Source organism: Acidovorax sp. NN32 (genome assembly GCF_057597245.1).
The window spans coordinates 1,153,598-1,177,693 of record NZ_CP199679.1 but is presented as its reverse complement, the minus strand read 5'-3'; the positions used below and the strand labels follow the sequence as shown (position 1 = coordinate 1,177,693).

Genomic DNA, 24,096 nt, shown 5'->3' with positions numbered 1-24,096 from the left:
TCAAACAAGGAGCGCACCATGGGGATGATGCAGGAGTTCAGGGAGTTTGCGGTCAAGGGCAATGTGATCGACCTTGCCGTCGGCGTGATCATTGGAGGGGCGTTCGGCAAGATTGTGGATTCGGTCGTGTCCGACCTGATCATGCCGGTGGTGGGGCTGGTGTTCGGCAAACTCGACTTTTCCAACCTCTTCGTGGTGCTGGGGTCCGTGCCACCGGGCACGGCCATGACGCTCGATGCCCTCAAGAAGGCGGGCGTGCCGGTGTTTGCCTATGGAAACTTCCTGACCGTGGCCGTCAACTTCATCATTCTGGCGTTCATCATCTTCATGATGATCAAGCAGATCAACCGCCTCAAGCGCGAAGCCCCTGCGCCAGCCCCCGAAGCCCCAGCCGCGCCCGCCGAAGACATCGTCCTGTTGCGCGAGATCAGAGATAGCTTGAAAAAATAACGCCCCTTTGAGTCGCTACGCGCCTTCCCCCTGAAGGGGGACGCCGCCAGCGCGGCGGAGTGTCCCTTGCGCGGTGGCTGCTGGCTCGGGGCGCGCCAGTTTGAAGCCCCATCCCTCAACAATCCGCTATCGAATCGATAGTTTTTTGTTTTTGCGCTTAGCCACAGCGCCATGGGACTGTTTCATCCACAAAGGGTCCGCGCCATGCGCACGGCCTCGATGAGGCTTGCAGCATCGGCAATACCCTGCCCCGCTATGTCAAACGCGGTGCCGTGGTCGGGGCTGGTGCGCACCAGGGGCAAGCCCAGGGTCACGTTCACCCCCTTGTCCACCCCGAGGTACTTCACCGGGATAAGCCCCTGGTCGTGGTACATGGCAATGACCACGTCGAACTCTCCAGCGCGATGGGGCGTACTGCGCGCGCGCATGAACACCGTGTCAGGAGCGAAGGGCCCCCGTACATCCAGCCCCTGCGCGCGCGCAGCGGCGATGGCCGGCGCAATCACCTCGGCTTCCTCGTTACCGAACAGCCCGCCCTCGCCCGCGTGGGGATTGAGCCCCGCCACCGCGATGCGCGGCGCCCGCCCCAGGCTGCGCACCAGGGCAGCGTGCGTGATTTGCAACGTCTGCAGGACGTTGTCCGTGGTGACCGCCGCAATGGCATCGCGCAGCGACATGTGGATACTGACCAGCACCGTACGCAGCTCGTCGCTGGCGAGCATCATGCGCACGGGCATTTGCGCCAGCGATACCCCCTGGTGCGCGGCGGCCTCGGCCTGCAGCAGCTCGGTGTGGCCCGGAAACGCCACGCCCGCTGCCGCCAGGGCCTCCTTGTGCAAGGGCCCCGTGACCAGCCCCGCCACCTCGCCCCGCAGCGCCGCGCGGGCGGCCCAGACCACGCTGTCTGCGGCGGCACGGCCAGCGGCGGCGCCAATCTGCCCCCAGGGCTGCGGGCCAGGAATGCCTGGCAACTGCAACACCGGAACACAGCGGGGCGGCACGTCCAGCACATCGGCGGGCGCAGCAATCTGTGCCACGGGTACCCTGGGCACGCCGGGCCGCACGATGGCCTGGGCCGCACGCCGCAAGGTGGCGACATCGCCCACCACGAAGCAACCCACCAAATCGGCTGGCGCATCGCGAAAGGCCTTGGCCACGATTTCGGGGCCGATGCCGGCAGGATCACCCTGGGTAATGGCGAGAGGCTTCATGGAAGTTTGATTTCAGATAAAAAGTGACCCTAGCGCTTTATTGATAAGCGCAAATAGCTATTATTTTCATAGCTAAAAACCCAGGCTACCAGCGATCAGGCAGGATTGTCGATCTCGATGAATTGGTGGCCCAGACCCAACCGCCCTGCAACCTGCGCCGCCACCGCAGGCGCCCCATAACGCTCGGTCGCGTGGTGCCCTGCGGCGATAAAACCCACCCCCATCTCGCGGGCCAAGTGCGCCTGGGGCTCGGAAATCTCGCCGGTGATGAACACGTCGGCCCCAGCCGCAATCGCAGCCTCGAAGTAGCCCTGCGCGCCTCCTGTGCACCAGGCCACGCGGCAGACTGGCCGCTGCGCAGCAGCGCCTTCCGGCGGCACCCAGGTGACGGGACGGCCCAGGGCCTGCGCGACATGGTCTGCCAGGGCCTGCCCATCGGCAAACGCGGCAGGCCCGGCAAAGCCCAGATCGTTCTCGCCAAACCGCGCGTCGGCCACGAGCCCCAGCACCCGGCCTAGCTGGGCGTTGTTGCCCAGCTCCGGGTGGGCATCCAGCGGCAGGTGGTAGGCAAACAGGTTGATGTCATGCGCGAGCAGCAACTGCAAACGCTGCTTCATCCAGCCCGTCACCCGGCCGTCTTGCCCGCGCCAGAACAGGCCATGGTGCACGAAGATGGCATCCGCTTGGGCAGCAATGGCCGCGTCGATCAGGGCGCGGCTGGCCGTCACGCCGCTGACGATGCGGCTGATCTCGGCCTTGCCCTCCACCTGCAAGCCGTTGGGGCCGTAGTCCTTGAAGCGCTCGGGTTGCAGCAGGCTGTCAAACGCCTGCAAAAGTTCGGTGCGGGAAATGCTCATGCAGCTATTGTCGCGCGTGGCCCACGCCCACACATGGGGGACAATGCTTTTCTCCGGGAGGCAGCCGTGGCATGCACACCGCCCGCCGCCCCTTCTCCAGCCCATCACCTGTACAGAATTTCATGAAACGCATCTGGCTGTTGTTCTCGCAGGCCGTCACGGTGTTCGTTGCGGCCTACTTCGTCGTCGCCACCCTGCAGCCGAGCTGGCTGGGCCGGGGCGCCACCACACGCTCCGGCGCGGGCATTGCGCTGCTCGAAGCACCCCCTGCCCCGGCCAATGCGCAACCTGCGGCGGGCAGCTTCAGCGCTGCGGCGCGCCAGGCGGCGCCGGCGGTGGTCAGCATCAACACCAGCAAAGCCGTGCGCCATCCGCGCAGCAACGACCCCTGGTTCCAGTTCTTCTTTGGCGACCAGGGTGCCCAGGCGCAGGCCGGGCTGGGCAGCGGGGTGATCGTGAGCCCCGACGGCTACATCCTGACCAACAACCACGTGGTGGAAGGCGCCGACGAGATCGAAGTCACGCTGACCGACAGCCGCCGCGCCCGCGCCCGCGTGATCGGCACCGACCCCGACACCGACCTGGCCATCCTCAAGATCGAACTCGACAAGCTTCCCGTCATCGTGCTGGGCAACTCGGACGTACTCGCCGTGGGCGACCAGGTGCTGGCCATCGGCAACCCGTTTGGCGTGGGCCAGACGGTGACCAGCGGCATCGTGAGCGCGCTGGGCCGCACACAGCTCGGGATCAACACCTTCGAGAACTTCATCCAGACCGATGCGGCCATCAACCCTGGCAACTCGGGCGGCGCGCTGGTGGACGTGAATGGCAACCTCATGGGCATCAACACGGCCATCTACTCACGCTCGGGCGGCAGCATGGGCATTGGCTTTGCAATCCCCGTGTCTACGGCCCGCATGGTGCTGGATGGCATCGTGCAGGACGGCCAGGTCACACGCGGCTGGATTGGCGTGGAGCCCAACGAACTCTCACCCGAACTGGCAGAAACCTTCGGCGTGAAAGCCACCGAGGGCGTAATCATCACCGGCGTGCTGCAGGACGGCCCCGCCGCTCAGGCGGGCATGCGGCCCGGCGATGTGATCGTGCGGGTTGAAGGCAGGAAGGTGAGCAATGTGTCCGAGTTGCTGACCGCCGTGGCGGGGCTCAAGCCCGGCACTGCGGCACCATTCAACGTGCAGCGTGGCGACAAGATGGTGGAACTGAGCATCAACCCCGGCGTGCGCCCCAAGCCTCAGCGCAATGTGAGGCGGTAAGCCCCCTCTGAGCCGCTGCGCGTTTTCCCAAAGGGAGACGCCTCCAGCGGCCTCGCAAAGCCGGTTCCGCGGTGGCACTGGTATTGGGCACGCGCCAGTTTTTAGGGGCTGCGCGCAGAACACTGCGACATGGCCGCTGATGCGACCCGTCAGCTATTAAAAATATAGCTTGGAGCGCTTATCCAACAAGCGCTAGAGCTCATTTTCACGAGAAACTCAACCTTCAGGCGTTGGAGGCGGGCTCGCTACCCTCTTCCGGGGCTTTGGTGTGCTTGATGAAGATCTGCGCCGCCCAGATGCCCACCTCGTACAGCAGACACATGGGGATCGCCAGCGACAGCTGCGACACCACATCGGGCGGCGTGACGATGGCAGCGATCACAAAGGCGATCACGATGAAATAGCCACGAAACTCCCGCAGCTTCTGCACGCTCACGATGCCCATGCGGGCCAGCACCACCACGGCAATCGGCACCTCGAAGGACAAGCCAAACGCCAGGAACATCGACAGCACAAAGCTCAGGTAGGCCTCGATGTCTGGGGCGGCGGTGATGCTCTTGGGCGCAAAGCTCTGGATAAACGCAAACACCTGGCCAAACACCAGGTAGTAGCAAAACGCCACCCCGATGAAGAACAGCAGCGTGCTGGAGATCACGAGCGGCAGCACCAGCTTCTTTTCGTGCGAATACAGGCCCGGCGCCACAAAGGCCCACACCTGCCACAGCACAAACGGCAGTGCCAGCAAAAAGGCCGACATCAACAAGATCTTGAGCGGCACCATGAACGGCGAGATCACCGACGTGGCGATCAGCGTGGCGCCCTTGGGAAGGTGGGCCACCAGCGGCGCCGCCAGAAAGTCATACAGCGCGCCAGGGCCAGGGAAGAAGAACAAAATCGCCGCCGCAATCGCGATGGCAATGATGGCCTTGACCATCCGGTCGCGCAGCTCCATCAGGTGCTGCACAAACGGCTGCTCGGTACCGGCCAGCTCGTCTTCTTTGGAAGGGGTTTCGGACATGTTGGGTTTTCGTGGGCGTCAGGGCCGCCCATGCAGCGCGCGGTGCGCTGGTGGCTGCTGCATCAATGGAATTTACGGGGACGGAAACGCGCCACACGGGCCGCGCCGGACTGTGCCTTGGTGCGCACACCGCTTCGGGCCTTGTACCACTGGGGCACCGCACCCCGCTTGAGGCGCCAGTTCTTGCCGGGGTGTTTGTAAGCCGGCACGACGGCGGTCTGGTCCTGCAACGCCGAGCTGGCGGTGTCGGTAGCCTCGGCCCAGTCCTTTTCGAACTCGCTGGCGCTGGTCTGGATGGAGTTGTGCACATCGCGTGCGGCGTTCTCCACCGTGTCCTTCATTTTCTTGAGCTCGTCGAGCTCCATGGACCGGTTGACCTCGGCCTTCACATCGGACACGTAACGCTGGGCCTTGCCCAGCAGGGTGCCCACCGTGCGGGCCACACGGGGGAGCTTCTCGGGTCCGATGACTATAAGAGCCACCGCGCCGATCAGCGCCATCTTGGACAGGCCAATATCAATCATGGATCAAGCGCAAAGCGTGCGGGTGCCAGCGGGAACAGCCCGCTCAGCTCTTTTGCTTGGCTTCGACATCGATGGTGGTCTTGTCGGTCGCAGGGTTGTTGGCAACCTGGCCTGCGGGTGGGGTGGTGGTGGCTGCCGCGTCGGCCGAACCGTCTTTCATGCCGTCCTTGAAGCCCTTGACGGCGCCCCCGAGATCGGAGCCCATGTTCTTGAGCTTCTTGGTGCCGAACACCATGACGACGATCAGCAGCACGATCAGCCAGTGCCAGATGGAAAAAGAGCCCATGGAATATCTCCTAACGAATTGCAATCATTTTAGACGGGGGGCGTGACAGGAGTTCACAGCCCAAGCAGAACTGCGGGAATCTCCCTGCACGACCCGTCAGCCTGGTTCAGCCTTTGAGCCACGGACGGGGACCGCCCATCACATGGATATGGAGGTGGTGGATTTCCTGACCACCTTCAAGCCCCGTGTTTACCACGACGCGAAAGCCACCCTCCGGGTACGGGTTGCAGCCCTGCTCCATTGCCAGCCTCGGCGCCAGCGCCATCATGCGCCCCAGCACACCCGCGTGTTCCTCGGTGACCTGCGCCATCGAAGGGATATGCAGCTTGGGCACCATCAGAAAGTGCACCGGCGCCCAGGGGTGGATGTCGTGGAAGGCGAAAATTTCTTCGTCTTCATAGACCTTCTTCGAAGGAATCTGGCCTGCGATGATTTTGCAGAAGAGGCAGTTCGGATCGTGCATGAGGAAAATGTCAGTACAAAATTAACAGGTCACCAGGCGCTGCTCGCCATCCAAAGCGGTCGCAACCGGCGCGCGCGAAGCCAGTGCCACCGTGGAACTGGCTTTGCCAGGCCACGGGTGGCGTCCCCCAAGGGGGAAGGCGCCGTAGGCGGCACAGGGGGGCTTCACGTATTTTCAGCGATATTGATGGTCGGCCGCACACCCACATCCTTGCGGTGCGCGTGCAGCCATTCCTGCCCGGCCGTGCGGCCGAGGGCGAACAGTTTGCGCACAAAGGCCATGTCCGCACGGGCCTTGCTGTCGGCGCCAAAGGGCTCCAGCACGGCGCCGCCGTCGATGCGGTGCATCCGCACGCTTTTGTAGCGGCGCGCATCCAGCTTGCCCTCGGCCAGCAGACGGCGCACGAACTCGATGGCGCGCAACTCGGCCAGCAGGCTGGCATTGAAGGTGACTTCGTTCATGCGCTCCATGATTTCCTGGCCTGAGTGGGGCAGATCCAGATGTTCGATGGGGTTGATCTGCACGAGCAGTATGTCGGAGGTCTCGGTCTGATAGATCAGCGGGTGCAACGCAGGGTTGCCCGAATAGCCGCCGTCCCAGTAATGCTCACCGTCGATTTCCACGGCCTTGAACAGCGCTGGCAAGCAGGCCGACGCCATCACGGCATCCGCGCTCAGCCGGGGGCCAGAGAAGATTTCGCCGCGCCCGGTGCGCACGTTGGTGGCGCACACAAACACCTTGGGCCCGCCCGCCGCAGCGCTGGCGCGGCGCACGGAGCACAGCAGGTCAAAGTCCACCTCGCGCTCCAGCAGGCGGCGCAGCGGGTTGATGTCGAGCGGATTGGTCTGGTAGGGCGAGAGCCACTGGCGCATCAGCCCCATCATGGGGTTGGCGGCCGACAGGGGCGAGCCCCACATCAGGCTGCCCAGCGTGCCCACGCCCTCCCACAGCCGGGTAAGCGTTTCACGCGCCTGGACGCAACCAGCCAGGTGCGCTTCGTGGGGGTCTTTGTGCTCCTGTGCGGCTTTGGCAAAGCCGTGCGCCATGGCCACGGCATTCATCGCGCCGGCGCTGGTGCCGCTCACACCGTCAAACTGCCACTGGCCGTCCTCCAGCAAGGCATCCAGCACACCCCAGGTGAGCGCACCGTGGGAGCCCCCACCTTGCAGGGCCAGGTTCAGCCGTGGCAGGGATGACAAGTGCGACAGGGACGCCGTCGGTTCAGGCATCCACTGCCTGGTTCTTGCTCATGGCCAGCATGCCGCGCACGATGCGGTACAGGAACCACAGCGAGATCAGCCCCCAGGCAATCCAGCCCGGCGCAATCAGCAGCAGCCACAGGGGCGCGGTCACCACATACAGAACACCAGCCCAGATCGTCGAGCGGATGCGCCACGAAAAATGATTGGCCTGCCAGGTGCCTTCGGCATCGCCGCGTTTGACGAGATCGAGCACCAGCGCAATGACGAGCAGCAGCGCGCTGGCTTGCGCACCCGGCAGCACGGCCCCCACGGCCACGATGAGGTGCAGCACATAGCTGACCCAGCCGATGTTCTTCAGGCCCTGGGCCTTTTGCTCATTGCTTTGCACGTCGATGATGTCGTTCATGGGGCCCCTTCTTCGGCAGTGCGCGCAACCACCTTGCGCAAGGCTTTTTCCTCGATGCCGCTGGTGCCCTCGCGGCGCTCCAGCTCGGTCAATACATCGGCAGGCGTGAGGCCATAGTGGGCCAGCGCCACCATGGAGTGGAACCAGAGGTCGGCCACTTCGTAAACCAGCTTGGACTTGTCGGCGCCGTGGTCCACATCCTTGGCCGCCATGACGACTTCGGTGGCCTCCTCGCCGATCTTCTTCAAAAACGCGTCCGGCCCCTTGTGCAGCAGGCGCGAGACATAGCTCTTGTCGGGATCGCCGCCGTTGGCAGGCTTGCGGCTTTCAATCACATCGGCAAGGCGTGCGAGGGAATCGTTGGAACTCATGGTCTTGTCGTCCATTGCCATTACTTGTAGATGGATTCAGGGTCTTTCAAGACCGGATCGACCGCGTGCCAGGCTCCGTCCTTGAGCACGCTGAAAAAACAGCTGTGGCGGCCTGTGTGGCAGGCGATGCCGGGCTCGTGGCCAAGCTGGGTGACCTTGAGCAGCACCACATCGTTGTCGCAGTCCAGGCGGATCTCGTGCACGGTCTGCACGTGGCCGGACTCTTCGCCCTTGAACCACAGCTTCTTGCGCGAGCGGCTGAAGTACACGGCGCGGCCGAGTTCTGCCGTCTTGGCAAGGGCCTCGCGGTTCATCCAGGCAAACATCAGCACGTCGCCCGTGCCCTGCTCCTGCGCAATCACGGGCACCAGGCCCTGCGCGTCCCATTTCACTTCGTTGAGCCAGTTCATGGGCGGGATTGTCGGTGATTTGAATGACCAGCCCGCCTGCCGGGCGAGCGGTTTTGAGGTCATTTTTGCCTCTAGCGCTTATCCATCAAGCGCCAGCAGCTATCAAAATGAGAGTTCAATGAAAAAACAGATGCATCGTCGGGCAGCTTGCAGCCAATTGCAGCACTGCGCAGCGCGTAAATCTGACTACAAAAACAATAGCTATCAGCGCTTTCACACTCAGCGCCAGAACCACTTTTGATCGAAGATTTACTTTGCCACGGTCAAAAACACCCACTTGCGATCCCAGTTCTTGCGACCCAGGTACTTGATGGCAAACGCATAGCGCCCCGGGGGCAGAAAATCCTGCGTGAGGGTTTCCTGCTGCGTCACCACGGGCTGGCCATTCACGCGCACGCTTTGCTGCGCTACCAGCTCCGATTCGCTCTCCAGATCTTGGCCGTCGAGGGCATAGACGGTGACATCGGGCTCTTCCTTCTCATCGCCCACCAGCGGCAAACCCAGCGTGTTGGCGCGGGTTTCCACGTCCAGCGCGAGCGTGCCCAACACGGGTTCGCGCACGATCCAGTGCACGTCACGCACATTGCTGTTCAGCGTCTGGAGCAGGGCCTTGAGCTTTTCGAACTCGGCCTTGTCGGCAATCACCTCCACCGGCTTGCCGCCGATGGTCGCGTCAAAGCAGCGGCCAATGCGGTGCACACAGGGCAGGCGCTCAGAAAAACTCGCGTACGACGGGGGCGGCACCTGCTGCGCCGCAGCGGGCAGTGCCATGGCCGCCAGGGCCACCACCAGCGCCCAACGCGCGCCCGCGAATGGCGTCGTCACAGACGCACCGGAATGCCGCGCTCGGCCATGCGGGCCTTGGCCTGGCCCACGGTGTATTCGCCGTAATGGAAGATGCTGGCGGCCAGCACCGCGTCGGCGCCGCCAGTCTGGATGCCGTCGGCCAGGTGGTCGAGGTTGCCCACCCCGCCCGAGGCGATCACGGGCACGCTCACCGCATCGCTCACCGCGCGGGTCAGCTCCAGGTCAAAGCCTGCCTTGGTGCCGTCGCGGTCCATGCTGGTCAGCAGGATTTCGCCCGCACCGCGCTGCGCCATCTCGGTGGCCCAGGCGATGGCGTCCAGGCCGGTGTTTTTGCGCCCCCCGTGGCTATACACATCCCAGCCCGCACCGATGGGCTGACCATTGGCGCCCAGGCGCTGCGCATCCTCGGCCGAGCGACGCTTGGCGTCGATGGCCACCACGATGCACTGAGCACCGTACTTGGCAGACACGGCGTTGATGACGTCAGGGTTGGCAATCGCGGCCGAGTTGAAACTGGTCTTGTCGGCGCCAGCATTGAGCAGCCTGCGCACGTCTTCCACAGTGCGCACGCCGCCACCCACGGTGAGTGGAATGAACACCTGGCTGGCCACGGCCTCGATGATGTGCAGGATGAGGTCACGGCCATCGCTGGTGGCGGTGATATCGAGGAAGGTGAGCTCGTCAGCGCCCTGCGCGTTGTAGCGCGCGGCAATTTCGACCGGGTCGCCTGCGTCGCGCAGCTCGACGAAATTGACGCCCTTGACCACACGGCCTCCGGTGACGTCGAGACAGGGAATGATTCGTTTTGCGAGCATGTCAGTGAGCGATTCGTTGATTAGGCGCTACCGAGGCCAGCAGACGCCGTGGAACTGACTTCGCCAGGCCACTGGCGTCGTCCCCTGGGGGAAGCGGCGAAGCCGCTCAGGGGGGATCGGTTTCAGCCGTTCAGTTCGTCGGCACGCGCTTGCGCCGCAGCAAAGTCCAGGTCGCCGCTGTAGATGGCGCGGCCGCAGATCACACCTTCGACGCCTTCGCTCTCCACCGCGCACAGCTGCTCGATATCGGTCATGTTCGACAGCCCGCCCGAGGCGATCACGGGGATGCTCAAAGCCTGGGCCAGCTTCACCGTAGCGTCGATGTTGATGCCCGAGAGCATGCCGTCTCGGCCGATGTCGGTGTAGATGATGGATTCGACGCCCCAGTCCTCGAACTTCTTGGCCAGGTCCACGACCTCGTGGCCGGTGAGCTTGCTCCAGCCGTCGGTAGCGACTTTGCCGTCCTTGGCGTCGAGCCCCACGATGATGTGGCCGCCGAAGGCGCTGCAGGCGTCTTTGAGGAAGCCAGGGTTCTTGACCGCAGCCGTGCCGATGATCACGTAGCGCAGGCCGCCGTCGATGTATTTCTCGATGGTGTCCAGGTCGCGGATACCGCCGCCCAACTGCACGGGAATGTCGTCGCCCACCTCTTTCAGAATGGACTTGATGGCGCTGTAGTTCTTGGGCACGCCCGCAAACGCACCGTTCAAGTCCACCAGGTGCAGGCGGCGTGCACCGGCATCCACCCATTTGCGCGCCATGGCGGCGGGGTCTTCACCAAAGGTGGTGGATTGGTCCATATCGCCTTGTTTGAGGCGTACGCAGTGGCCGTCTTTGAGGTCGATGGCGGGGATGAGCAGCATGGTGGTGGAGTTCGGGTGAAAAAGGGCGAGACGCAGCTCGGCCCGAACGGGTGGCGGTTAAGGGATCAGGGATTCCAGTGCAGAAAATTGCGGTACAGGGCCAAGCCATGCTCCGCGCTTTTCTCCGGGTGAAACTGGGTCGCAAAAATATTATCGCGTGCAATGGCGGCGGCGAACAAACCGCCGTAGTCCGTTTGGCCTGCGCAGTGGGCAGGATTTTGCGGCACGGCGTAGAAACTGTGCACAAAGTAAAAGTAGCTGCTGTCCGGCACGCCAGCCCACACCGGGTGCACGCCGCCGCCGTGGTGGGCGTGGGGCATCTGCCGCACCTGGTTCCAGCCCATCTGGGGCACCTTGAAGCGGCTGCCGTCGGGCTGGGTGCGGCCTGCCAGGTCAAACTTGAGCACATCGCCAGGGATGAGGCCCAGGCCCGGCGTATCCCCCTCGGCGCTATGGTCCAGCAGCATCTGCATGCCCACGCACACGCCGAACATTGGCTTGGAGGCAGCGGCTTCGAGCACCGATTCCTGCAGGCCGGACTCGCGCAGCTCGCGCATGCAGTCGGGCATGGCGCCCTGCCCTGGCAGCACGATGCGCTGGGCGGCGCGCACGTCTTCGGGGCGCTGGGTGACGACCACGGTCCAGCCCGTGCCCTCGGCGGCGGCCTGCACGGCCTGCGACACCGAGCGCAGGTTGCCCATGCCGTAGTCCACGACCGCCACTGTTTTTGCTTCCATATTCATAGCTACTAGCGCTTATCCATCAAGCGATAGCGCCTGATTTAACCCAAAATTTCACAACGAACCCTTGGTGGAGGGGATGACACCGGCCGATCGCGGATCACGCTCCAGCGCCGCACGCAGCGTGCGCCCGAACGCCTTGAAGATGGTCTCGCACTGGTGGTGTGCGTTGACGCCCTTGAGGTTGTCGATGTGCAGCGTGACGCCCGCGTGGTTCACAAAGCCCTGGAAGAACTCGAACACCAGTTGCGTGTCGAGCTGGCCGATGCTGCCGGCCGTGAACTTCACATCCATGTGCAGCCCAGGGCGACCCGAGAAATCCACCACCACACGCGACAGCGCTTCGTCCAGCGGCACATAGGCATGCCCGTAGCGGCGGATGCCTTTCTTGTCGCCCACGGCGCGCGCAAAAGCCTGGCCCAGCGTGATGCCCACGTCTTCCACGGTGTGGTGGCCGTCGATGTGCAGGTCACCCTCGCAGTCGATGTCGAGGTCGATCAGCCCATGGCGGGCGATCTGGTCGAGCATGTGGTCGAAGAAGCCGATGCCGGTGTGCAGCTTCGCCTGGCCGGTGCCGTCGAGGTTGATGCGCACACTGATGCGCGTTTCGGCGGTGTTGCGGCTGACCTCGGCGATGCGGTCTGCCATCGGGTCGGCCGATGGGGCGGAAGGTACGAGTGCGGAGGAAGTCATAGGGAGGCTTGGAGTGCGGCCAGCATCTGCGCGTTGTCTTCGGCATTGCCTACCGTCAGGCGCAGGCAGTTGGCCAGCAATGGGTGCATTGTAGAAACGTTCTTGACGAGCACCTTGCGGTTTTTCATACCCTCGTAGGCCTTGGCGGAATCCGCCACACGGATCAGCACCATGTTGGCCTCGCTGTCCCAGCACTTTTCGACACCCGGCATCTGGCGCAGGGCTGCGATGAGCGTGGTGCGTTCGGCACGGATTTCCGCCGCCTGGGCGGCGAAAACTTCGGCGTGTTCCAGAGCAAACAGGGCGGCTTCGCAGTTGAGCACGCTCACGTTGTAGGGCGGGCGCACCTTGTCGATCTCGCTCACGAACGCCGAGGGCCCGATGAGGTAGCCCAGCCGCACGCCTGCGAGGCCAAACTTGCTGAGCGTGCGCATGAGCAGCACGTGCGCGTTGCGCGCGGGCTCAGCGCGCATGCGGTCGATCCAGGTGCGGCTGGCAAAGGGCTGGTAGGCCTCGTCCATGACCACGATACCGCCCTGTGCGCCCGCGGCGTCGATGATGCGCTGCACCGCGCCCTCGTCCCACAGTGTGGCCGTGGGGTTGTTGGGGTAGGCGATGTAGGTGATGGCGGGGTTGTGCTGGGCGATGGCCGCCAGCATGGCGGGCTCATCCAGCTCAAAGTCGGGCGTGAGCGGCACGCCAACGAAGTCCAGACCCTGCAGCTGCGCGGACAGCGGGTACATCACAAAACCCGGCATGGGCGCGAGCATGGTGGCGCGCTGGCCCGTGCCGGGTTGGGCGCAGGCCAGGGCCAGCAGGGTGATGAGTTCGTCCGACCCGTTGCCCAGCACCACGCCGTAGCCCTCGGGCATGCCTGCATATTTGGCGAGGGCGGCCTTGAGGTCCAGCAGGCGGTCGCCGGGATAGCGGTTGAGCGCCACCGCGCCCAGGCGCTGGCCCAGCGCGGCCTGGAGGTGCGCGGGCAGGCGGAACGGGTTCTCCATCGCGTCCATCTTGAGCATGCCGGTGGAGGGCTGCACGCCGTAAGCGTGCATGGCGCGCACGTCGGGGCGGATACGGGCCAGGGCTTGGAGAGGAGACGACGCAGGAGTAGTCATTCGGTGGTGTCCAGTTCGTTGGGGGTGACAAGAAAAGGGTTGATCGGCCGCACGGCGTCCATCGGCTGGTCGTGTGGCAACGCTTCGGTGAGCAGGTAGCGGCAGCCCTGCTGATGGGCGGACGAGAGGATGAGCGCATCCCAGTAGCCCAGGCGGTAGCGGTCCTGCAGGTCCCAGGCGCCGTCCACCGTGTAGGAGTCGAGGTGCGGCGGCAGCCACACGCGCAGGCGGCGCACCTGGGCGCGCACCTGCTGCAGCACGTGGGGGCCATCAAAACGCTGGATGGCCTGGTTGTACAGCTCGTTGAGCACCTGCGAGCTGATGCGGCCGCTGCGCGTCTGCCAGCAAAAGCTGATCCATTCACGCGCCCGCGCCTGGCGCCCGGCATCGCGGTCGTCCACGCTGGCGAGCAGGATTTCGGTATCGACAAAGATGGGGACGGTGGCCATGCGTTTTGCCCGGTTTAGCGCAGAAACAGGGTTTCGCGCGGCACATAGGGCCCGCTGGACGCGCCCCAGGATTCAAACCCAAGTGCCTCGCGCATGGCCTGTGCGTAGGCGTCTTCTTGGCGCATCTTTTCGGCCAGCCATTCACCGAGCAGGCGCGAGACGCTGCTGCCGCGCTTGGCGGCTTCCACGCGGACCCATTCGGCAACGGTGTCGTCCATGGTCACGGTGATGTTTTTCATGGACTAAATATTACACGAACTTCGTGTACCACGAATTTCGTGTTGATTAAAACACCACAATCAAGCCGCCTTGCGCTGTGCCCCGCCCTGCAGCATCTGGCACGCCATGTCACCCACGGTGCGCAGCGCCTCCAGATGGGCAGGCGACCAGTCGCCGCCCACGCCAATGCGCAGGCAGTTGCGGAACCGCCCGCTGGCGCTGAACACCGTGCCGGGTGCGATCAGGATCTGCCGGGCCAGGCAGGCCTCGTGCAGTTGCACGGAATCGAGCGCGCGAGGCAGCTCCAGCCACAGCAGCAGGCCGCCGGGCGGGTCACTCACGCGCGTACCCTGCGGGAAGTGCGCGGCAATCACGTGGCGCACCTCATCCATGCGCGCCGCCACGGCCGCACGCAGCTGGCGCATGGCGGCGGCGTGACCCGTCTGAGTGATGAGGTCGGCCAGGGCCAGCTCCAGCACGGCGGACTGGCCACCCGCCTGCAGGTCCTTGATGGCGCGCAGCTTGTCGGCCCAGCGGCCGGCCTCCAGCCAGCCCAGGCGCAGGCCCGGCGCCAGCGTCTTGGAGAACGAGTCGCACAACATCACATGGCCTGTGGTGTCGTACGACTTGACGGTGCGGCGCATCTCGCCCACCTCGACCAGATCGTTGTAGATCGCGTCCTCGATGACCGCCATGTCGTGCCGCGCCGCCATCTGCACCAGGCGCCTGCGCTCGGCCTGGGGCATGCAGCTGCCCAGCGGGTTGCTGAGCGTGGGCACCACCATCACGGCCTTGACGGGCTGGGTGTCCAGCGCGAGCTGCAGCGCATCAAGAGACAGTCCGTTGCGCGGGTGGGTGGGAATCTCCAGCGCCTTGAGGTGCAGGCCCTGCAGCACCTCCAGAAACGAAAAATGCGTGGGTGACTCCAGCGCCACCACGTCGCCCGGCTGCGTCACCGCGCGCAGGCACAGCGCAATGCTGTCCATGCAGCCGCCGGTGATCACGATGTTCTCGGGGTCCAGGCTGCAGCCCAGGCTGACGGCATAGCGCGCCAGGGCGCGGCGCGCGTCCTCATGGCCCGACGAACCGGGGTAAGTGCACAGCAGGTTGCGGTGACGCTGTGCGGCGCGCACCACGGCGCGGCGCACGCGGTCGGGGTTGAACAGCTCGGGGCCAGGCGTGCCGCTGCTGTACGAAATGATGTCCACCGGCTGGTTGCGCCCCAGGATGCGCTGGCCCAGCCAGTCCACCGACACCTCGCGCGGGCGGCGCATCGGGCGCGGTGTGCTGGGCTCGGGCAGGCTCACCGGCCGCGCCGCCACAAAAAAGCCGGAGCGCGGGCGCGCGGTGATCAGGCGCGCATCTTCGAGCCAGTGGTAGGCCTGCACCACCGTGGTCTGCGCCACGCCGTGCTGGCGCGCCAGCTCACGCACCGAGGGCAGCTTTTCGCCGCGCGCCAGGGTGCCGTTGCGGATCAGCTGCGCGAGCTGTTCGGCGATTTGAAGGTACAGCGGGGGTGCGTCATCGGTGGCCATGCTGCATTCTGTACTGGCACTTTGGCCGACAGACAGTACAGAGACGGCCCAGTGCGTACAGTACAGATGGGCCGGTTCGCTGTTCTGTACTGGGCCAGATCGCACGCGCCTGTGGCTGGTGGACCACGGCAGCTGGCCGCACAGTGAAGGCATGAACACGCTGCACACCCCCACCCCACCGTCGCCCGCACTGCCCAGCCAGCCTGCGGTTCCTCTCACGCTGCAATGGAAGCGCCAGCCCCTGCCGCCCTTGCAGGCTGTCCAGGTGCTGGACTTCCGCGCAGGCGACATTGCCCTGCTCGAAGTCGAACAAGGCCGCGTCTGGGTGACCTGTGATGGTCTGCTGGAAGATTACTTTCTGGAGGCCGGACAGCGTCTGTCGTTCGCCGGACCGGTGCGGCTGCGGGTCAGTGCCGAAGGCCACCGGCCCGCGCGGCTGAACTGGGCGCAGCACCGGGCAGTGGCAGGAGCCGCCTGTCCGCCTGCACCCGCCGCATCTCAGCCCAAGGCGTCGGCACCCACACAGGGTGCCCTGCCCCGGGGGGCGATCAGCGCGGCTTGACTCCAGCCTTGAGCCGCATCTCGGCCGCCTGCGCGTGGGCCTGCAGGCCCTCGCCGTAGGCCAGCTCGGCAGCGATGGTGCCCAGCACCTGGGCACCGGCTTCGCTCACTTCGATGATGCTGCTGCGCTTCTGGAAGTCGTACACGCCCAGCGGGGACGAGAAGCGTGCCGTGCCGCTGGTGGGCAGCACGTGGTTGGGGCCTGCGCAGTAGTCGCCCAGGCTTTCGGAGGTGTAGGCCCCCAGGAAGATCGCGCCCGCGTGGCGCAGCAAAGGCTCCCAGCGGTGTGGGGAGGTAGAGCTCACTTCCAGGTGTTCCGGTGCGATGCGGTTGCTGATCGCGCAGGCTTCTTCCATGTCCTTGGTGAGGATCAGGGCGCCCCGGCCGGTAAGGCTCTTGGCGATGATCTCGGCGCGCGGCATGGTGGGCAGCAGGCGGTCGATCTCGCGCTGCACGGCGTCGAGGTAGGCGGCGTCGGGGCACAGCAGAATGCTCTGGGCCAGCTCGTCATGTTCCGCCTGGCTGAAGAGGTCCATGGCCACCCAGTCGGGCGGTGTGGTGCCATCGGCCAGCACCAGGATTTCGCTCGGGCCCGCGATCATGTCGATGCCCACGGTGCCGAACACGCGCTTCTTGGCGCTGGCCACGTAGGCGTTGCCGGGGCCGGTGATCTTGTCCACCTTGGGCACGGTGGCCGTGCCGTAGGCCAGCGCGGCCACGGCCTGGGCGCCGCCGATGGTGAAGGCGCGGGTCACACCGGCCACGTAGGCGGCGGCCAGCACCAGCTCGTTGCGCTCGCCCTTCGTCGAGGTGCCCTCGCCCGTTCCGCCCGTGGCCACGCTGCCGCGCACGGGCGTGGGCACAACCATGATGATTTCCTGCACGCCCGCCACGTGCGCCGGGATGGCGTTCATCAGTAGGCTCGACGGGTAGGCGGCCTTGCCGCCGGGCACGTAGATGCCCACGCGGTCCAGCGGTGTGACCTTCTGGCCCAGCAAGGTGCCGTCCTCGTCGCGGTAGCTCCAGCTCTCGCCCGAGGCTTTTTTCTGCGCCTCGTGGTAGCTGCGCACGCGCTTGGCGGCGGCCTGCAGCGCGTCGCGCTGGGCTTGGGGGATGGCGTCGAACGCGGCCTTGAAGTCGGCCTGGGTCAGCTCCAGCGCGGCCATGTCGGGCGCCGAGAGGCCGTCGAAGCGGGCGGTGTACTCCAGCACCGCCGCGTCGCCGCGCTTTTGCACGTCGGCCAGGATGTCGGCCACGCGCTGCTCGATGGCCGCGTCGGTGTCGGCAGACCAATGCAGGCGGGCTGCAAAATCAGCCTCAAAAGTGGTCGCAGCGGTGGACAGACGGGCGGGAGCAGCTACTAAAGTCATAGTGCGTTCTACGGTGGGTTCAGTTCTTGGGGGCAGGGATGGCCGAAGCAAACGCATCAATGATGCGGCGCAGCGGTGCCTGCTTGAGCTTGAGCGCGGCCTGGTTGACCACGAGATACGAGCTGATGTCCATGATGCGCTCGACCTCTACCAGGTGGTTGGCCTTGAGCGTGTTGCCGGTGGACACCAGGTCGACAATGGCGTCGGACAGGCCGATGAGCGGCGCCAGCTCCATGCTGCCGTAGAGCTTGACCATGTCGACATGCACGCCCTTGGTGGCAAAGAAGTCGCGCGCGATCGAGGTGTACTTGGTGGCGACCTTCAGGCGCGAGCCCTGCTTGACAGCGCGCTCGTAGTCGAAGTCGTTGCGCACGGCAACGCTCACGCGGCACTTGGCAATCTGCAGGTCCAGCGGCTGGTACAGCCCTTGGCCACCGTGTTCGATCAGGGTGTCCTTGCCGGTCACGCCGATGTCGGCACCGCCGTATTCCACATAGGTGGGCACGTCGGTGGCACGCACCAGCACCACGCGCACGTTGGGCTGGTTGGTGGGCAGGATGAGCTTCCGCGACTTTTCGGGGTCTTCCAGCACCTCGATGCCGGCGGCGGCCAGCAGGGGCAGGGTTTCGTCAAAGATGCGGCCCTTGGAAAGCGCCAGGGTGATCATCGTCATGCTTTCACTCTTTCAATGTCGGCGCCAATGCCGCGCAGTTTGGCTTCCATGCAGTCGTAGCCACGGTCCAGGTGGTAGATGCGGTCCACCACGGTTTCGCCATCAGCCACCAGGCCGGCAATGACGAGGCTGGCCGATGCACGCAGGTCAGTGGCCATCACGGTGGCGCCGGACAGGCGGGGCACGCCTTCGATGACCGCCACCTTGCCATCGGTCTGGATCTTGGCACCCAGCCGCACCAGCTCATTGACGTGCATGAAGCGGTTTTCAAAAATCGTCTCGGTCACCGTGGCCGTGCCCTGCGCGATGCAGTTGAGCGCCATGAACTGCGCCTGCATGTCCGTGGGGAAACCCGGATATTCGGTGGTGCGAAAGCCCTGGGCCTTGAGCGTGGCGCCGCCAGCGCTTTGCACACGAATGCCGCCGTCCACCGCTTGCACGGTAGCGCCGGCCTCGCGCAGCTTTTCGATCACGGCGTCGAGGTGGTCGGCGCGGCCATGGCGCAGCACCACATCACCGCCCGTGGCTGCCACAGCGCAAAGGAAGGTGCCAGCCTCGATGCGGTCGGCCACCACGCGGTGGGTGCAGCCGTGCAGTTGGTCCACGCCCTGGATGCGGATGCGGCTGGTGCCATGGCCTTCGATCTTCGCGCCCATGGCGATCAGCATCTCGGCCAGGTCCGAAATCTCAGGTTCTTGCGCGGCGTTTTCCAGCACCGTCTCGCCTTCGGCCAGCGCAGCGGCCATGAGGAAGTTTTCGGTGCCCGTCACCGTGACCATGTCGGTGGTGATGCGCGCGCCCTTCAAACGCGTCCAACCCGCAGGCAACTTGGCGATCATGTAGCCGTGTTCGACCACGATCTCGGCGCCCATGGCGGCCAGGCCCTTGATGTGCTGGTCCACCGGGCGCGAACCGATGGCGCAGCCGCCGGGCAGCGACACCGTGGCCTCGCCAAAGCGGGCCAGCAGCGGGCCCAGCGCCAGCACCGAGGCACGCATGGTCTTGACCAACTCGTACGGCGCCTCGGGCGTGTTGAGCGCACTGGCGTCGATGCGCACCGTGCCGTCGTCGGCGCGCTCTGCGGTCACGCCCATATTGCGGATGAGCTTGAGCATGGTGCTCACATCCTGCAGCTGGGGCACGTTGAGCAGGGTCACCGGGTCGGCGGTGAGCAGCGCGGCACACAACTCCGGCAAGGCGGCGTTCTTGGCGCCAGAGACCAGCACCTCGCCTTGCAAGGTGCGTCCGCCGCGAATCAGGAGTTTGTCCATCTCTATCTAACAACCAAAATATGAATGAAAATGGCCCTTAGCGCTTATCTATCAAGCACCAAATGCTATCAATAAATGAGTAACCAGACAGGCAGTGTCACTGCGCTTGCGCCGCCCACTCGGCGGGGGTGAAGGTCTTCATCGACAGCGCGTGAACTTCATCCGTATGCATTTTCGCGCCCAGCGTGGCGTACACGCGCTGGTGGCGTTGGATGGCGCGCTTGCCCTCGAACTCGGCCGAGACGATGGTGGCGTACCAGTGGCGCCCATCGCCCTCCAGCGTGATGTGTTCGCAGGCCAGGCCGGCGGCGATGATGTCTTTGAGTTGGTCAGCGGTCATGTTGGGCTCGGAATCAGTTGCGAATTTTGTAGCCGGTGCGCAGCAGGTGCACGGCGAGAAAGCTCACGGCCAGCCAGGCGATGCCCACGATGCTGAGGCTGAGCCAGGGCGAGGTATCGCTCTGGCCAAAGAAGCCATAGCGGAACCCGTCAATCATGTAGAAAAACGGGTTGAGGTGGCTCACGGTCTGCCAGAACGGCGGCAGCGACTGGATGGAATAGAACACGCCCGAGAGGAACGTCATGGGCACGACCACGAAGTTTTGGAACGCGGCGAGCTGATCAAACTTGTCGGCCCACAGCCCGGCAATGAGCCCCAACGTGGCCAGCAGGCCCGCGCCCAGCACCGCAAACACCAGTATCCACAGCGGCGCCGCAAACTCTGGCCGCGCAAAAGCCAGCGTGACGATGAACACACCCAGCCCCACCACCAGCCCGCGCACCATGGACGAGCCCACATAGGCCACAAACCAGGCCCAGTGCGACAGCGGCGTGAGCAGCACAAACACCAGGCTGCCCATGATCTTGCTCTGGATCAGGCTCGACGAGCTGTTGGCAAAGGCGTTTTGCAGCACGCTCATCATCACGAGGCCGGGCACCAGAAAGGCGGTGTAGCTGATGCGGTCGTAGACCTTGACGTGGTCTTCGAGCACGTGACCGAAGATCAGCAGGTACAACACGGCCGTGAGCACCGGCGCGGCAACGGTCTGGAAGCTGACCTTCCAGAACCGCAGGACTTCCTTGTAGAACAGGGTCTGCCAGCCGGTCATAGCGCGACACCTTCGAGTGGGATGTTGGACGCAGACGTACCGGACATCACCTGCAAGAACACATCCTCCAGGTCCGGCCTGCGGATCTCCATGTCATGCACCTCCACGCCCGCTACGCGTAGCGCTGCCAGGTGGCTTTCGATCTCTGCGGCGTCGTGCGCGGGCAGTTGCACGATACGACCGGTGACACGCGCCGCCATCGCCAGGGCGGGTGGCAAAGCCGCATCGGTCTTGAACTGCAGGATGCTGCCTGAAGCCGCCTGCAGCAGTTCGCTGGTGCGGTTCAGCGCTACGATCTGGCCGGACTTGAGCATGGCAATGCGGCCACACAGGGCTTCGGCTTCTTCCAGGTAATGCGTGGTCAGCAACACCGTGTGGCCTTCCTTGTTCAGGCGCGCGACAAAGTGCCAAAGGGTCTGGCGCAGCTCCACGTCCACGCCAGCCGTTGGTTCATCGAGCACGATGATGGGCGGCTTGTGCACCAGCGCCTGCGCCACGAGCACGCGGCGCTTCATGCCGCCCGACAGTTGCCGCATGTTGGCGTTGGCCTTGTCGGTAAGGCCCAGGTTCTCCAGCAGCTCGTCGATCCAGGCGTCGTTGTTCTTCACGCCGAAATAGCCGGACTGGATGCGCAGCGATTCGCGCACATTGAAGAAGGGGTCGAACACCAGTTCCTGCGGCACCACACCGAGCTTGCGGCGCGCCTCGGCGAAGTCGGCCTGCACGTCGCTGCCCTGCACCAGCACACGGCCGCTGCTGGCGCGCGCCAGGCCCGCGAGGATGCTGATCAGGGTGGTTTTACCGGCACCGTTGGGGCCGAGGAGTCCGAAGAACTCGCCCTCCTCAATGTCCAGGTTGACCTGGTTCAGTGCCTGAAAAGGGCCTTTGGGCGTGGCAAAGGTCTTGGAGATGGCTTGGAAGGAGACTGCGGGCATGAAGCCCCTGATTTTACGGCCTTGCCCCGAACTGCGTTATGGCGGAGGGTATGCACCCTCAGGACACGGGCGTGAGCAAGGTGCCAACGCCGTACAAGCCCGCCATGCCGCGCAGTGCCGTGGGCAACCCCTGCACCGCAAAGGTCTTGCCCACGGACAGCGCCTCACGCCGGCATTCCAGCAGCACGGCCAGGGCCGAGCTGTCAAACACCGTCATCGCGCTCGCATCCACCACCACACCACTTTCACGGTGCACGCGCAGCCCCTGCAGAAGCATCTGCAGGCAGGCCGTGGCCTGGCGGTGGGTCAGCTCGGGGGGGAGAACCAGCATGGAGGAGGCTCAGCCCTTGGCGGTGGAATTGGCTTTGTTGCGCGCAGCCAGGGTCTCGATCAGGCCATCAATGCCCTTGGCGTTGATCTCCTGGGCAAACTGGCCCCGGTAGGTTTCCACCAGCCAGACACCCAGCACATTCAGGTTGTAGATCTTCCAGCCTGCGCCGTCGCCAGGGGTTTTTTCGAGGCGGTAGTCCAGCTGAATGGGGTCGCCACGGCCCACGATTTCGGTGCGCACCAGCACGTCCTTGTCTTCGGGCGCAGCGCGCAGGGGCTTGACCTGGATGCTTTGGTCGTTGACCTGCGCCAGCGCACCCGCGTAGGTGCGCACCAGCAAGATCTTGAACTCGTCCTGCAGGCGTTTTTGCTGCTCGGGCGTGGCCTGGCGCCAGCCTGGCCCCACGGCAGCGGCGGTCATGCGGCGAAAGTTGACGTTGGGCATCACGGTCTTGTCCACCAGCGCGATCACCTTGGTCAAGTCGCCGCCCTGAATCGCCTTGTCGGACTTCACAGTGTTGAGCACGTCGGTGGACAGGCGCTTGATCATCGCGTCCGGCGCTTCGTCTGCCGCCAGAGCGGCCAGCGGCAAGCCCAGAGATGCCACGGCGGCAGCACACAGTGCCAGGTGGCCCAGGGAACGTCGGTTCATCATGTCCTCTATCCTCTACTTTCTCATTCAGTCATGAGCCGCCATCCGGCATGCCCGTGTTGCATTGTGGTGGCCGCAGAAACAACGCATGCGTCGCGGGCGTTGCGGTGTGCAAGCAAGTGCAACACGATCGCCCGCGCTATGGCCTCCATCGGCGGGCAGCCCCCTGGAAATCACCTCAACGGGGAGGCTCTTGCGGCAGCACGCCGTCGTTGCCGTCTTTGCCATCCGAGCCCTTGCTGTTCTGGGGCTCGCCAGCCTGGCTGCGCACCTGCAGGAAAACGTCCCGCGTGAAGCTGTACTTGTCCAGCGCGGCACTGTCGAGGACGGAGCTTGCCCGCAAAAGATTGGCGCGCGTGTCCACCACCCGCAGTGCATACAGCGTGTTCCGGGCCGAGACCGGGTCCACATAGCTCACCACGTTGCCTTTCATGTCCACCGGCAGCGCAAAGGTGTCGCGCACCGTGGACGGGCCGAGAACCGGCAGCACCAGGTATGGGCCGGTTCCCACGCCCCATCGGCCCAGCGTCAGGCCAAAGTCCTGCTTGTAGCGGTCTATGCCCAGCTCGCTGGCGATATCCAGCACCCCGCCGAGACCCATGAAGGTGTTGACATTGACGCGCATGAACGTCGAGGCGGCGGCCTCCGCGCGCAGCTGCAGCACGTTGTTCACAAACGACCAGACATCGCCGATGTTGGCGAAAAAGTTGCTCACCCCCGTGCGCACGGGGGCGGGCGCGATGTCCTGGTAGGCAATCGCTACCGGCTTGAGCACCATGGCATCAACTTGCTCGTTGAAGTTGGTCATGCTCCGGTTATAGGATTCCAGCGGATCACGCGGGTCAGGATTGGCCACGGTGGCACAGCCCGAAAGCAGCGCACCGGCCAACAGCAGCGCCGAACCGCCCAGCGCACGTGGCAAGCCCTGCTGCTTGGAGCCGGTGGGCAGGGTGGTTGTTTCAAAGTTCTTCATTTCTTGTCACCTGCCCCTGCGGGCTTACCGCCGTCTTCGGCTTTGCTGTAGAGAAACTGTCCAATGAGGTTTTCGAGCACCACGGCAGACTGGGTCGCGGTGACCATGTCGCCCGCAACAAGGTTCTTCTCGTCCGCCCCGGCCTCAATACCGATGTACTGCTCACCCAACAGGCCGCTTGTAAGAATCTTGAGGGAGCTGTCCTTCGGGAAAGCGTAGCGGTTTTCCATCGCCAGCGTCACCCGCGCCTGGTAGGTCTTGTCGTCGAACGTGATGGACTCCACACGCCCGACCACCACGCCCGCACCGCGCACCGCAGCCTGGGGCTTGAGCCCGCCGATGTTGTCAAAACGCGCCGTGATGCGGTAGCCGGACTGGAAATTCAGGCTCAGCAAATTGGCGGACTGGAGCGCCAGAAACACCAGCGCCACGGCCCCCAGCATCACGAACAGCCCAACCCAGAGATCGTTTTTGGAGCGTTGCATTGTTTATTTCCTCTTCACTGCCAGCA

General features: G+C 64.6%; 33 protein-coding genes. 4 read left to right on the top strand and 29 right to left on the bottom strand.

The features are described 5' to 3' along the window. Positions 1-18: 18 nt before the first annotated feature. Positions 19-450 carry a large conductance mechanosensitive channel protein MscL gene (gene mscL, locus ACT89O_RS05440; RefSeq protein WP_055399204.1) on the top strand — a complete coding sequence of 144 codons (432 nt, stop codon included), beginning with the start codon at positions 19-21 and terminating at the stop codon, positions 448-450. 182 nt (positions 451-632) lie between these two features. Here mscL and pdxA read toward each other — a convergent pair whose 3' ends face one another. Both pdxA and ACT89O_RS05430 read right to left on the bottom strand, forming a co-directional pair. Then, entirely contained in the window at positions 633-1,661 is a 1,029-nt protein-coding gene (gene pdxA / locus ACT89O_RS05435; protein WP_487262043.1) for a 4-hydroxythreonine-4-phosphate dehydrogenase PdxA, read from the bottom strand. Between the two features lie 95 nt (positions 1,662-1,756). Beyond that, the gene (locus tag ACT89O_RS05430) at positions 1,757-2,518 is read right to left on the bottom strand and encodes a Nif3-like dinuclear metal center hexameric protein (protein WP_487262042.1); all 762 of its coding nucleotides are present in this window, start codon (positions 2,516-2,518) and stop codon (positions 1,757-1,759) included. 122 nt (positions 2,519-2,640) lie between these two features. Here ACT89O_RS05430 and ACT89O_RS05425 point away from each other — a divergent pair, with 122 nt between their 5' ends. Then, positions 2,641-3,792, top strand: a complete 1,152-nt coding sequence (locus ACT89O_RS05425) for a S1C family serine protease (protein WP_055399373.1) — start codon at positions 2,641-2,643, stop codon at positions 3,790-3,792. A gap of 223 nt (positions 3,793-4,015) precedes the next feature. On the opposite strand, the gene tatC is transcribed toward ACT89O_RS05425, so the two are convergent. From tatC to hisI, 8 genes are all read right to left on the bottom strand, one after another. After that, the gene (gene tatC / locus ACT89O_RS05420) at positions 4,016-4,810 is read right to left on the bottom strand and encodes a twin-arginine translocase subunit TatC (protein WP_121422440.1); all 795 of its coding nucleotides are present in this window, start codon (positions 4,808-4,810) and stop codon (positions 4,016-4,018) included. Between the two features lie 62 nt (positions 4,811-4,872). Further along, positions 4,873-5,334: a Sec-independent protein translocase protein TatB gene (gene tatB / locus ACT89O_RS05415; protein WP_055399209.1), complete on the bottom strand. Its 462-nt coding sequence runs from the start codon at positions 5,332-5,334 to the stop codon at positions 4,873-4,875. A 43-nt stretch (positions 5,335-5,377) separates the two neighbouring features. Then, positions 5,378-5,620, bottom strand: coding sequence for a Sec-independent protein translocase subunit TatA (tatA, locus tag ACT89O_RS05410; RefSeq protein ID WP_055399211.1), 243 nt, complete (start codon positions 5,618-5,620; stop codon positions 5,378-5,380). A gap of 106 nt (positions 5,621-5,726) precedes the next feature. Then, positions 5,727-6,083 (bottom strand): histidine triad nucleotide-binding protein, encoded by a 357-nt coding sequence (locus ACT89O_RS05405; protein WP_487262041.1) that lies wholly within the window; start codon positions 6,081-6,083, stop codon positions 5,727-5,729. 164 nt (positions 6,084-6,247) lie between these two features. Continuing rightward, positions 6,248-7,312: a patatin-like phospholipase family protein gene (locus ACT89O_RS05400; RefSeq protein WP_487262040.1), complete on the bottom strand. Its 1,065-nt coding sequence runs from the start codon at positions 7,310-7,312 to the stop codon at positions 6,248-6,250. Next, positions 7,305-7,691 carry a DUF4870 family protein gene (locus ACT89O_RS05395; protein ID WP_487262039.1) on the bottom strand — a complete coding sequence of 129 codons (387 nt, stop codon included), beginning with the start codon at positions 7,689-7,691 and terminating at the stop codon, positions 7,305-7,307. Before ACT89O_RS05395 ends, ACT89O_RS05400 begins: the two co-directional genes overlap by 8 nt. Next, complete coding sequence (locus tag ACT89O_RS05390) at positions 7,688-8,062, bottom strand: phosphoribosyl-ATP diphosphatase (RefSeq protein WP_055399375.1); 375 nt, start codon at positions 8,060-8,062, stop codon at positions 7,688-7,690. The genes ACT89O_RS05395 and ACT89O_RS05390 overlap by 4 nt, the downstream gene beginning before the upstream one ends. A 20-nt stretch (positions 8,063-8,082) precedes the next feature. Beyond that, positions 8,083-8,481, bottom strand: a complete 399-nt coding sequence (gene hisI, locus ACT89O_RS05385; RefSeq protein ID WP_176889144.1) for a phosphoribosyl-AMP cyclohydrolase — start codon at positions 8,479-8,481, stop codon at positions 8,083-8,085. On the opposite strand from hisI, the gene ACT89O_RS05380 reads away from it, so the two are divergent. After that, the gene (locus ACT89O_RS05380) at positions 8,471-8,713 is read left to right on the top strand and encodes a hypothetical protein (RefSeq protein ID WP_228898915.1); all 243 of its coding nucleotides are present in this window, start codon (positions 8,471-8,473) and stop codon (positions 8,711-8,713) included. The genes hisI and ACT89O_RS05380 overlap by 11 nt on opposite strands. Positions 8,714-8,721: 8 nt before the next feature. Here the strand turns inward: ACT89O_RS05380 and ACT89O_RS05375 are convergent, their stop codons facing one another. The 9 genes from ACT89O_RS05375 to ACT89O_RS05335 all read right to left on the bottom strand — a co-directional run bounded on the left by ACT89O_RS05375 (position 8,722) and on the right by ACT89O_RS05335 (position 15,711). Continuing rightward, entirely contained in the window at positions 8,722-9,297 is a 576-nt protein-coding gene (locus ACT89O_RS05375; protein ID WP_306553170.1) for a hypothetical protein, read from the bottom strand. Then, positions 9,294-10,094, bottom strand: a complete 801-nt coding sequence (gene hisF / locus ACT89O_RS05370) for an imidazole glycerol phosphate synthase subunit HisF (protein WP_487262038.1) — start codon at positions 10,092-10,094, stop codon at positions 9,294-9,296. The genes ACT89O_RS05375 and hisF overlap by 4 nt, the downstream gene beginning before the upstream one ends. 122 nt (positions 10,095-10,216) lie before the next feature. Next, on the bottom strand, positions 10,217-10,957 hold the full coding sequence (gene hisA, locus ACT89O_RS05365) for a 1-(5-phosphoribosyl)-5-[(5-phosphoribosylamino)methylideneamino]imidazole-4-carboxamide isomerase (protein ID WP_121422435.1): 741 nt from the start codon (positions 10,955-10,957) through the stop codon (positions 10,217-10,219). A gap of 65 nt (positions 10,958-11,022) precedes the next feature. Further along, entirely contained in the window at positions 11,023-11,700 is a 678-nt protein-coding gene (gene hisH / locus ACT89O_RS05360) for an imidazole glycerol phosphate synthase subunit HisH (RefSeq protein ID WP_055399227.1), read from the bottom strand. Positions 11,701-11,751: 51 nt separating this feature from the next. After that, complete coding sequence (gene hisB, locus ACT89O_RS05355; RefSeq protein WP_015012685.1) at positions 11,752-12,390, bottom strand: imidazoleglycerol-phosphate dehydratase HisB; 639 nt, start codon at positions 12,388-12,390, stop codon at positions 11,752-11,754. Further along, positions 12,387-13,508: a histidinol-phosphate transaminase gene (gene hisC, locus ACT89O_RS05350; RefSeq protein WP_121422433.1), complete on the bottom strand. Its 1,122-nt coding sequence runs from the start codon at positions 13,506-13,508 to the stop codon at positions 12,387-12,389. Before hisC ends, hisB begins: the two co-directional genes overlap by 4 nt. After that, positions 13,505-13,957 (bottom strand): PIN domain-containing protein, encoded by a 453-nt coding sequence (locus ACT89O_RS05345; RefSeq protein WP_142148205.1) that lies wholly within the window; start codon positions 13,955-13,957, stop codon positions 13,505-13,507. The genes hisC and ACT89O_RS05345 overlap by 4 nt, the downstream gene beginning before the upstream one ends. A 14-nt stretch (positions 13,958-13,971) precedes the next feature. Beyond that, entirely contained in the window at positions 13,972-14,196 is a 225-nt protein-coding gene (locus ACT89O_RS05340) for a hypothetical protein (RefSeq protein ID WP_015012682.1), read from the bottom strand. A 60-nt stretch (positions 14,197-14,256) separates the two neighbouring features. Then, positions 14,257-15,711 carry an aminotransferase-like domain-containing protein gene (locus tag ACT89O_RS05335; protein ID WP_487262037.1) on the bottom strand — a complete coding sequence of 485 codons (1,455 nt, stop codon included), beginning with the start codon at positions 15,709-15,711 and terminating at the stop codon, positions 14,257-14,259. A 151-nt stretch (positions 15,712-15,862) separates the two neighbouring features. Between ACT89O_RS05335 and ACT89O_RS05330 the strand changes: the two genes are divergently transcribed. Beyond that, a complete protein-coding gene (locus tag ACT89O_RS05330) occupies positions 15,863-16,273 on the top strand; it encodes a DUF2917 domain-containing protein (RefSeq protein WP_431151966.1) in 411 nt (136 codons plus the stop codon). Here the strand turns inward: ACT89O_RS05330 and hisD are convergent. From hisD to mlaD, 10 genes are all read right to left on the bottom strand, one after another. Further along, positions 16,260-17,642, bottom strand: coding sequence for a histidinol dehydrogenase (gene hisD / locus ACT89O_RS05325; protein ID WP_487262036.1), 1,383 nt, complete (start codon positions 17,640-17,642; stop codon positions 16,260-16,262). The two genes, ACT89O_RS05330 and hisD, sit on opposite strands and share 14 nt — an antisense overlap. Positions 17,643-17,661: 19 nt before the next feature. Then, the gene (gene hisG, locus ACT89O_RS05320) at positions 17,662-18,309 is read right to left on the bottom strand and encodes an ATP phosphoribosyltransferase (protein WP_142150789.1); all 648 of its coding nucleotides are present in this window, start codon (positions 18,307-18,309) and stop codon (positions 17,662-17,664) included. Between the two features lie 2 nt (positions 18,310-18,311). Next, positions 18,312-19,586, bottom strand: coding sequence for a UDP-N-acetylglucosamine 1-carboxyvinyltransferase (gene murA / locus ACT89O_RS05315; RefSeq protein WP_487262035.1), 1,275 nt, complete (start codon positions 19,584-19,586; stop codon positions 18,312-18,314). A gap of 97 nt (positions 19,587-19,683) precedes the next feature. Next, complete coding sequence (locus tag ACT89O_RS05310) at positions 19,684-19,926, bottom strand: BolA family protein (RefSeq protein ID WP_010462096.1); 243 nt, start codon at positions 19,924-19,926, stop codon at positions 19,684-19,686. A 13-nt stretch (positions 19,927-19,939) separates the two neighbouring features. Next, positions 19,940-20,695, bottom strand: coding sequence for an ABC transporter permease (locus ACT89O_RS05305; RefSeq protein WP_121507446.1), 756 nt, complete (start codon positions 20,693-20,695; stop codon positions 19,940-19,942). Further along, the gene (locus tag ACT89O_RS05300) at positions 20,692-21,630 is read right to left on the bottom strand and encodes an ABC transporter ATP-binding protein (protein ID WP_055399246.1); all 939 of its coding nucleotides are present in this window, start codon (positions 21,628-21,630) and stop codon (positions 20,692-20,694) included. The genes ACT89O_RS05305 and ACT89O_RS05300 overlap by 4 nt, the downstream gene beginning before the upstream one ends. Positions 21,631-21,688: 58 nt before the next feature. After that, the gene (locus tag ACT89O_RS05295) at positions 21,689-21,961 is read right to left on the bottom strand and encodes an STAS domain-containing protein (protein ID WP_055399248.1); all 273 of its coding nucleotides are present in this window, start codon (positions 21,959-21,961) and stop codon (positions 21,689-21,691) included. A 9-nt stretch (positions 21,962-21,970) separates the two neighbouring features. Further along, positions 21,971-22,615, bottom strand: coding sequence for an MlaC/ttg2D family ABC transporter substrate-binding protein (locus ACT89O_RS05290; RefSeq protein ID WP_055399250.1), 645 nt, complete (start codon positions 22,613-22,615; stop codon positions 21,971-21,973). 175 nt (positions 22,616-22,790) lie between these two features. Further along, on the bottom strand, positions 22,791-23,585 hold the full coding sequence (locus ACT89O_RS05285) for an MlaA family lipoprotein (RefSeq protein WP_055399252.1): 795 nt from the start codon (positions 23,583-23,585) through the stop codon (positions 22,791-22,793). After that, positions 23,582-24,070, bottom strand: a complete 489-nt coding sequence (mlaD, locus tag ACT89O_RS05280; protein WP_121507448.1) for an outer membrane lipid asymmetry maintenance protein MlaD — start codon at positions 24,068-24,070, stop codon at positions 23,582-23,584. The genes ACT89O_RS05285 and mlaD overlap by 4 nt, the downstream gene beginning before the upstream one ends. Positions 24,071-24,096: the final 26 nt, after the last annotated feature.

Excerpts from the sequence above, each read along its gene's own strand:
- mscL (WP_055399204.1), top strand. The coding sequence starts at position 19 with ATGGGGATGATGCAGGAGTTCAGGGAGTTTGCGGTCAAGGGCAATGTG.
- pdxA (WP_487262043.1), bottom strand. The coding sequence starts at position 1,661 with ATGAAGCCTCTCGCCATTACCCAGGGTGATCCTGCCGGCATCGGCCCC.
- ACT89O_RS05430 (WP_487262042.1), bottom strand. The coding sequence starts at position 2,518 with ATGAGCATTTCCCGCACCGAACTTTTGCAGGCGTTTGACAGCCTGCTG.
- ACT89O_RS05425 (WP_055399373.1), top strand. The coding sequence starts at position 2,641 with ATGAAACGCATCTGGCTGTTGTTCTCGCAGGCCGTCACGGTGTTCGTT.
- tatC (WP_121422440.1), bottom strand. The coding sequence starts at position 4,810 with ATGTCCGAAACCCCTTCCAAAGAAGACGAGCTGGCCGGTACCGAGCAG.
- tatB (WP_055399209.1), bottom strand. The coding sequence starts at position 5,334 with ATGATTGATATTGGCCTGTCCAAGATGGCGCTGATCGGCGCGGTGGCT.
- tatA (WP_055399211.1), bottom strand. The coding sequence starts at position 5,620 with ATGGGCTCTTTTTCCATCTGGCACTGGCTGATCGTGCTGCTGATCGTC.
- ACT89O_RS05405 (WP_487262041.1), bottom strand. The coding sequence starts at position 6,083 with ATGCACGATCCGAACTGCCTCTTCTGCAAAATCATCGCAGGCCAGATT.
- ACT89O_RS05400 (WP_487262040.1), bottom strand. The coding sequence starts at position 7,312 with ATGCCTGAACCGACGGCGTCCCTGTCGCACTTGTCATCCCTGCCACGG.
- ACT89O_RS05395 (WP_487262039.1), bottom strand. The coding sequence starts at position 7,691 with ATGAACGACATCATCGACGTGCAAAGCAATGAGCAAAAGGCCCAGGGC.
- ACT89O_RS05390 (WP_055399375.1), bottom strand. The coding sequence starts at position 8,062 with ATGAGTTCCAACGATTCCCTCGCACGCCTTGCCGATGTGATTGAAAGC.
- ACT89O_RS05380 (WP_228898915.1), top strand. The coding sequence starts at position 8,471 with ATGGGCGGGATTGTCGGTGATTTGAATGACCAGCCCGCCTGCCGGGCG.
- hisF (WP_487262038.1), bottom strand. The coding sequence starts at position 10,094 with ATGCTCGCAAAACGAATCATTCCCTGTCTCGACGTCACCGGAGGCCGT.
- hisA (WP_121422435.1), bottom strand. The coding sequence starts at position 10,957 with ATGCTGCTCATCCCCGCCATCGACCTCAAAGACGGCCACTGCGTACGC.
- hisH (WP_055399227.1), bottom strand. The coding sequence starts at position 11,700 with ATGAATATGGAAGCAAAAACAGTGGCGGTCGTGGACTACGGCATGGGC.
- hisB (WP_015012685.1), bottom strand. The coding sequence starts at position 12,390 with ATGACTTCCTCCGCACTCGTACCTTCCGCCCCATCGGCCGACCCGATG.
- hisC (WP_121422433.1), bottom strand. The coding sequence starts at position 13,508 with ATGACTACTCCTGCGTCGTCTCCTCTCCAAGCCCTGGCCCGTATCCGC.
- ACT89O_RS05345 (WP_142148205.1), bottom strand. The coding sequence starts at position 13,957 with ATGGCCACCGTCCCCATCTTTGTCGATACCGAAATCCTGCTCGCCAGC.
- ACT89O_RS05340 (WP_015012682.1), bottom strand. The coding sequence starts at position 14,196 with ATGAAAAACATCACCGTGACCATGGACGACACCGTTGCCGAATGGGTC.
- ACT89O_RS05335 (WP_487262037.1), bottom strand. The coding sequence starts at position 15,711 with ATGGCCACCGATGACGCACCCCCGCTGTACCTTCAAATCGCCGAACAG.
- ACT89O_RS05330 (WP_431151966.1), top strand. The coding sequence starts at position 15,863 with ATGAACACGCTGCACACCCCCACCCCACCGTCGCCCGCACTGCCCAGC.
- hisD (WP_487262036.1), bottom strand. The coding sequence starts at position 17,642 with ATGACTTTAGTAGCTGCTCCCGCCCGTCTGTCCACCGCTGCGACCACT.
- hisG (WP_142150789.1), bottom strand. The coding sequence starts at position 18,309 with ATGATCACCCTGGCGCTTTCCAAGGGCCGCATCTTTGACGAAACCCTG.
- murA (WP_487262035.1), bottom strand. The coding sequence starts at position 19,586 with ATGGACAAACTCCTGATTCGCGGCGGACGCACCTTGCAAGGCGAGGTG.
- ACT89O_RS05310 (WP_010462096.1), bottom strand. The coding sequence starts at position 19,926 with ATGACCGCTGACCAACTCAAAGACATCATCGCCGCCGGCCTGGCCTGC.
- ACT89O_RS05305 (WP_121507446.1), bottom strand. The coding sequence starts at position 20,695 with ATGACCGGCTGGCAGACCCTGTTCTACAAGGAAGTCCTGCGGTTCTGG.
- ACT89O_RS05300 (WP_055399246.1), bottom strand. The coding sequence starts at position 21,630 with ATGCCCGCAGTCTCCTTCCAAGCCATCTCCAAGACCTTTGCCACGCCC.
- ACT89O_RS05295 (WP_055399248.1), bottom strand. The coding sequence starts at position 21,961 with ATGCTGGTTCTCCCCCCCGAGCTGACCCACCGCCAGGCCACGGCCTGC.
- ACT89O_RS05290 (WP_055399250.1), bottom strand. The coding sequence starts at position 22,615 with ATGATGAACCGACGTTCCCTGGGCCACCTGGCACTGTGTGCTGCCGCC.
- ACT89O_RS05285 (WP_055399252.1), bottom strand. The coding sequence starts at position 23,585 with ATGAAGAACTTTGAAACAACCACCCTGCCCACCGGCTCCAAGCAGCAG.
- mlaD (WP_121507448.1), bottom strand. The coding sequence starts at position 24,070 with ATGCAACGCTCCAAAAACGATCTCTGGGTTGGGCTGTTCGTGATGCTG.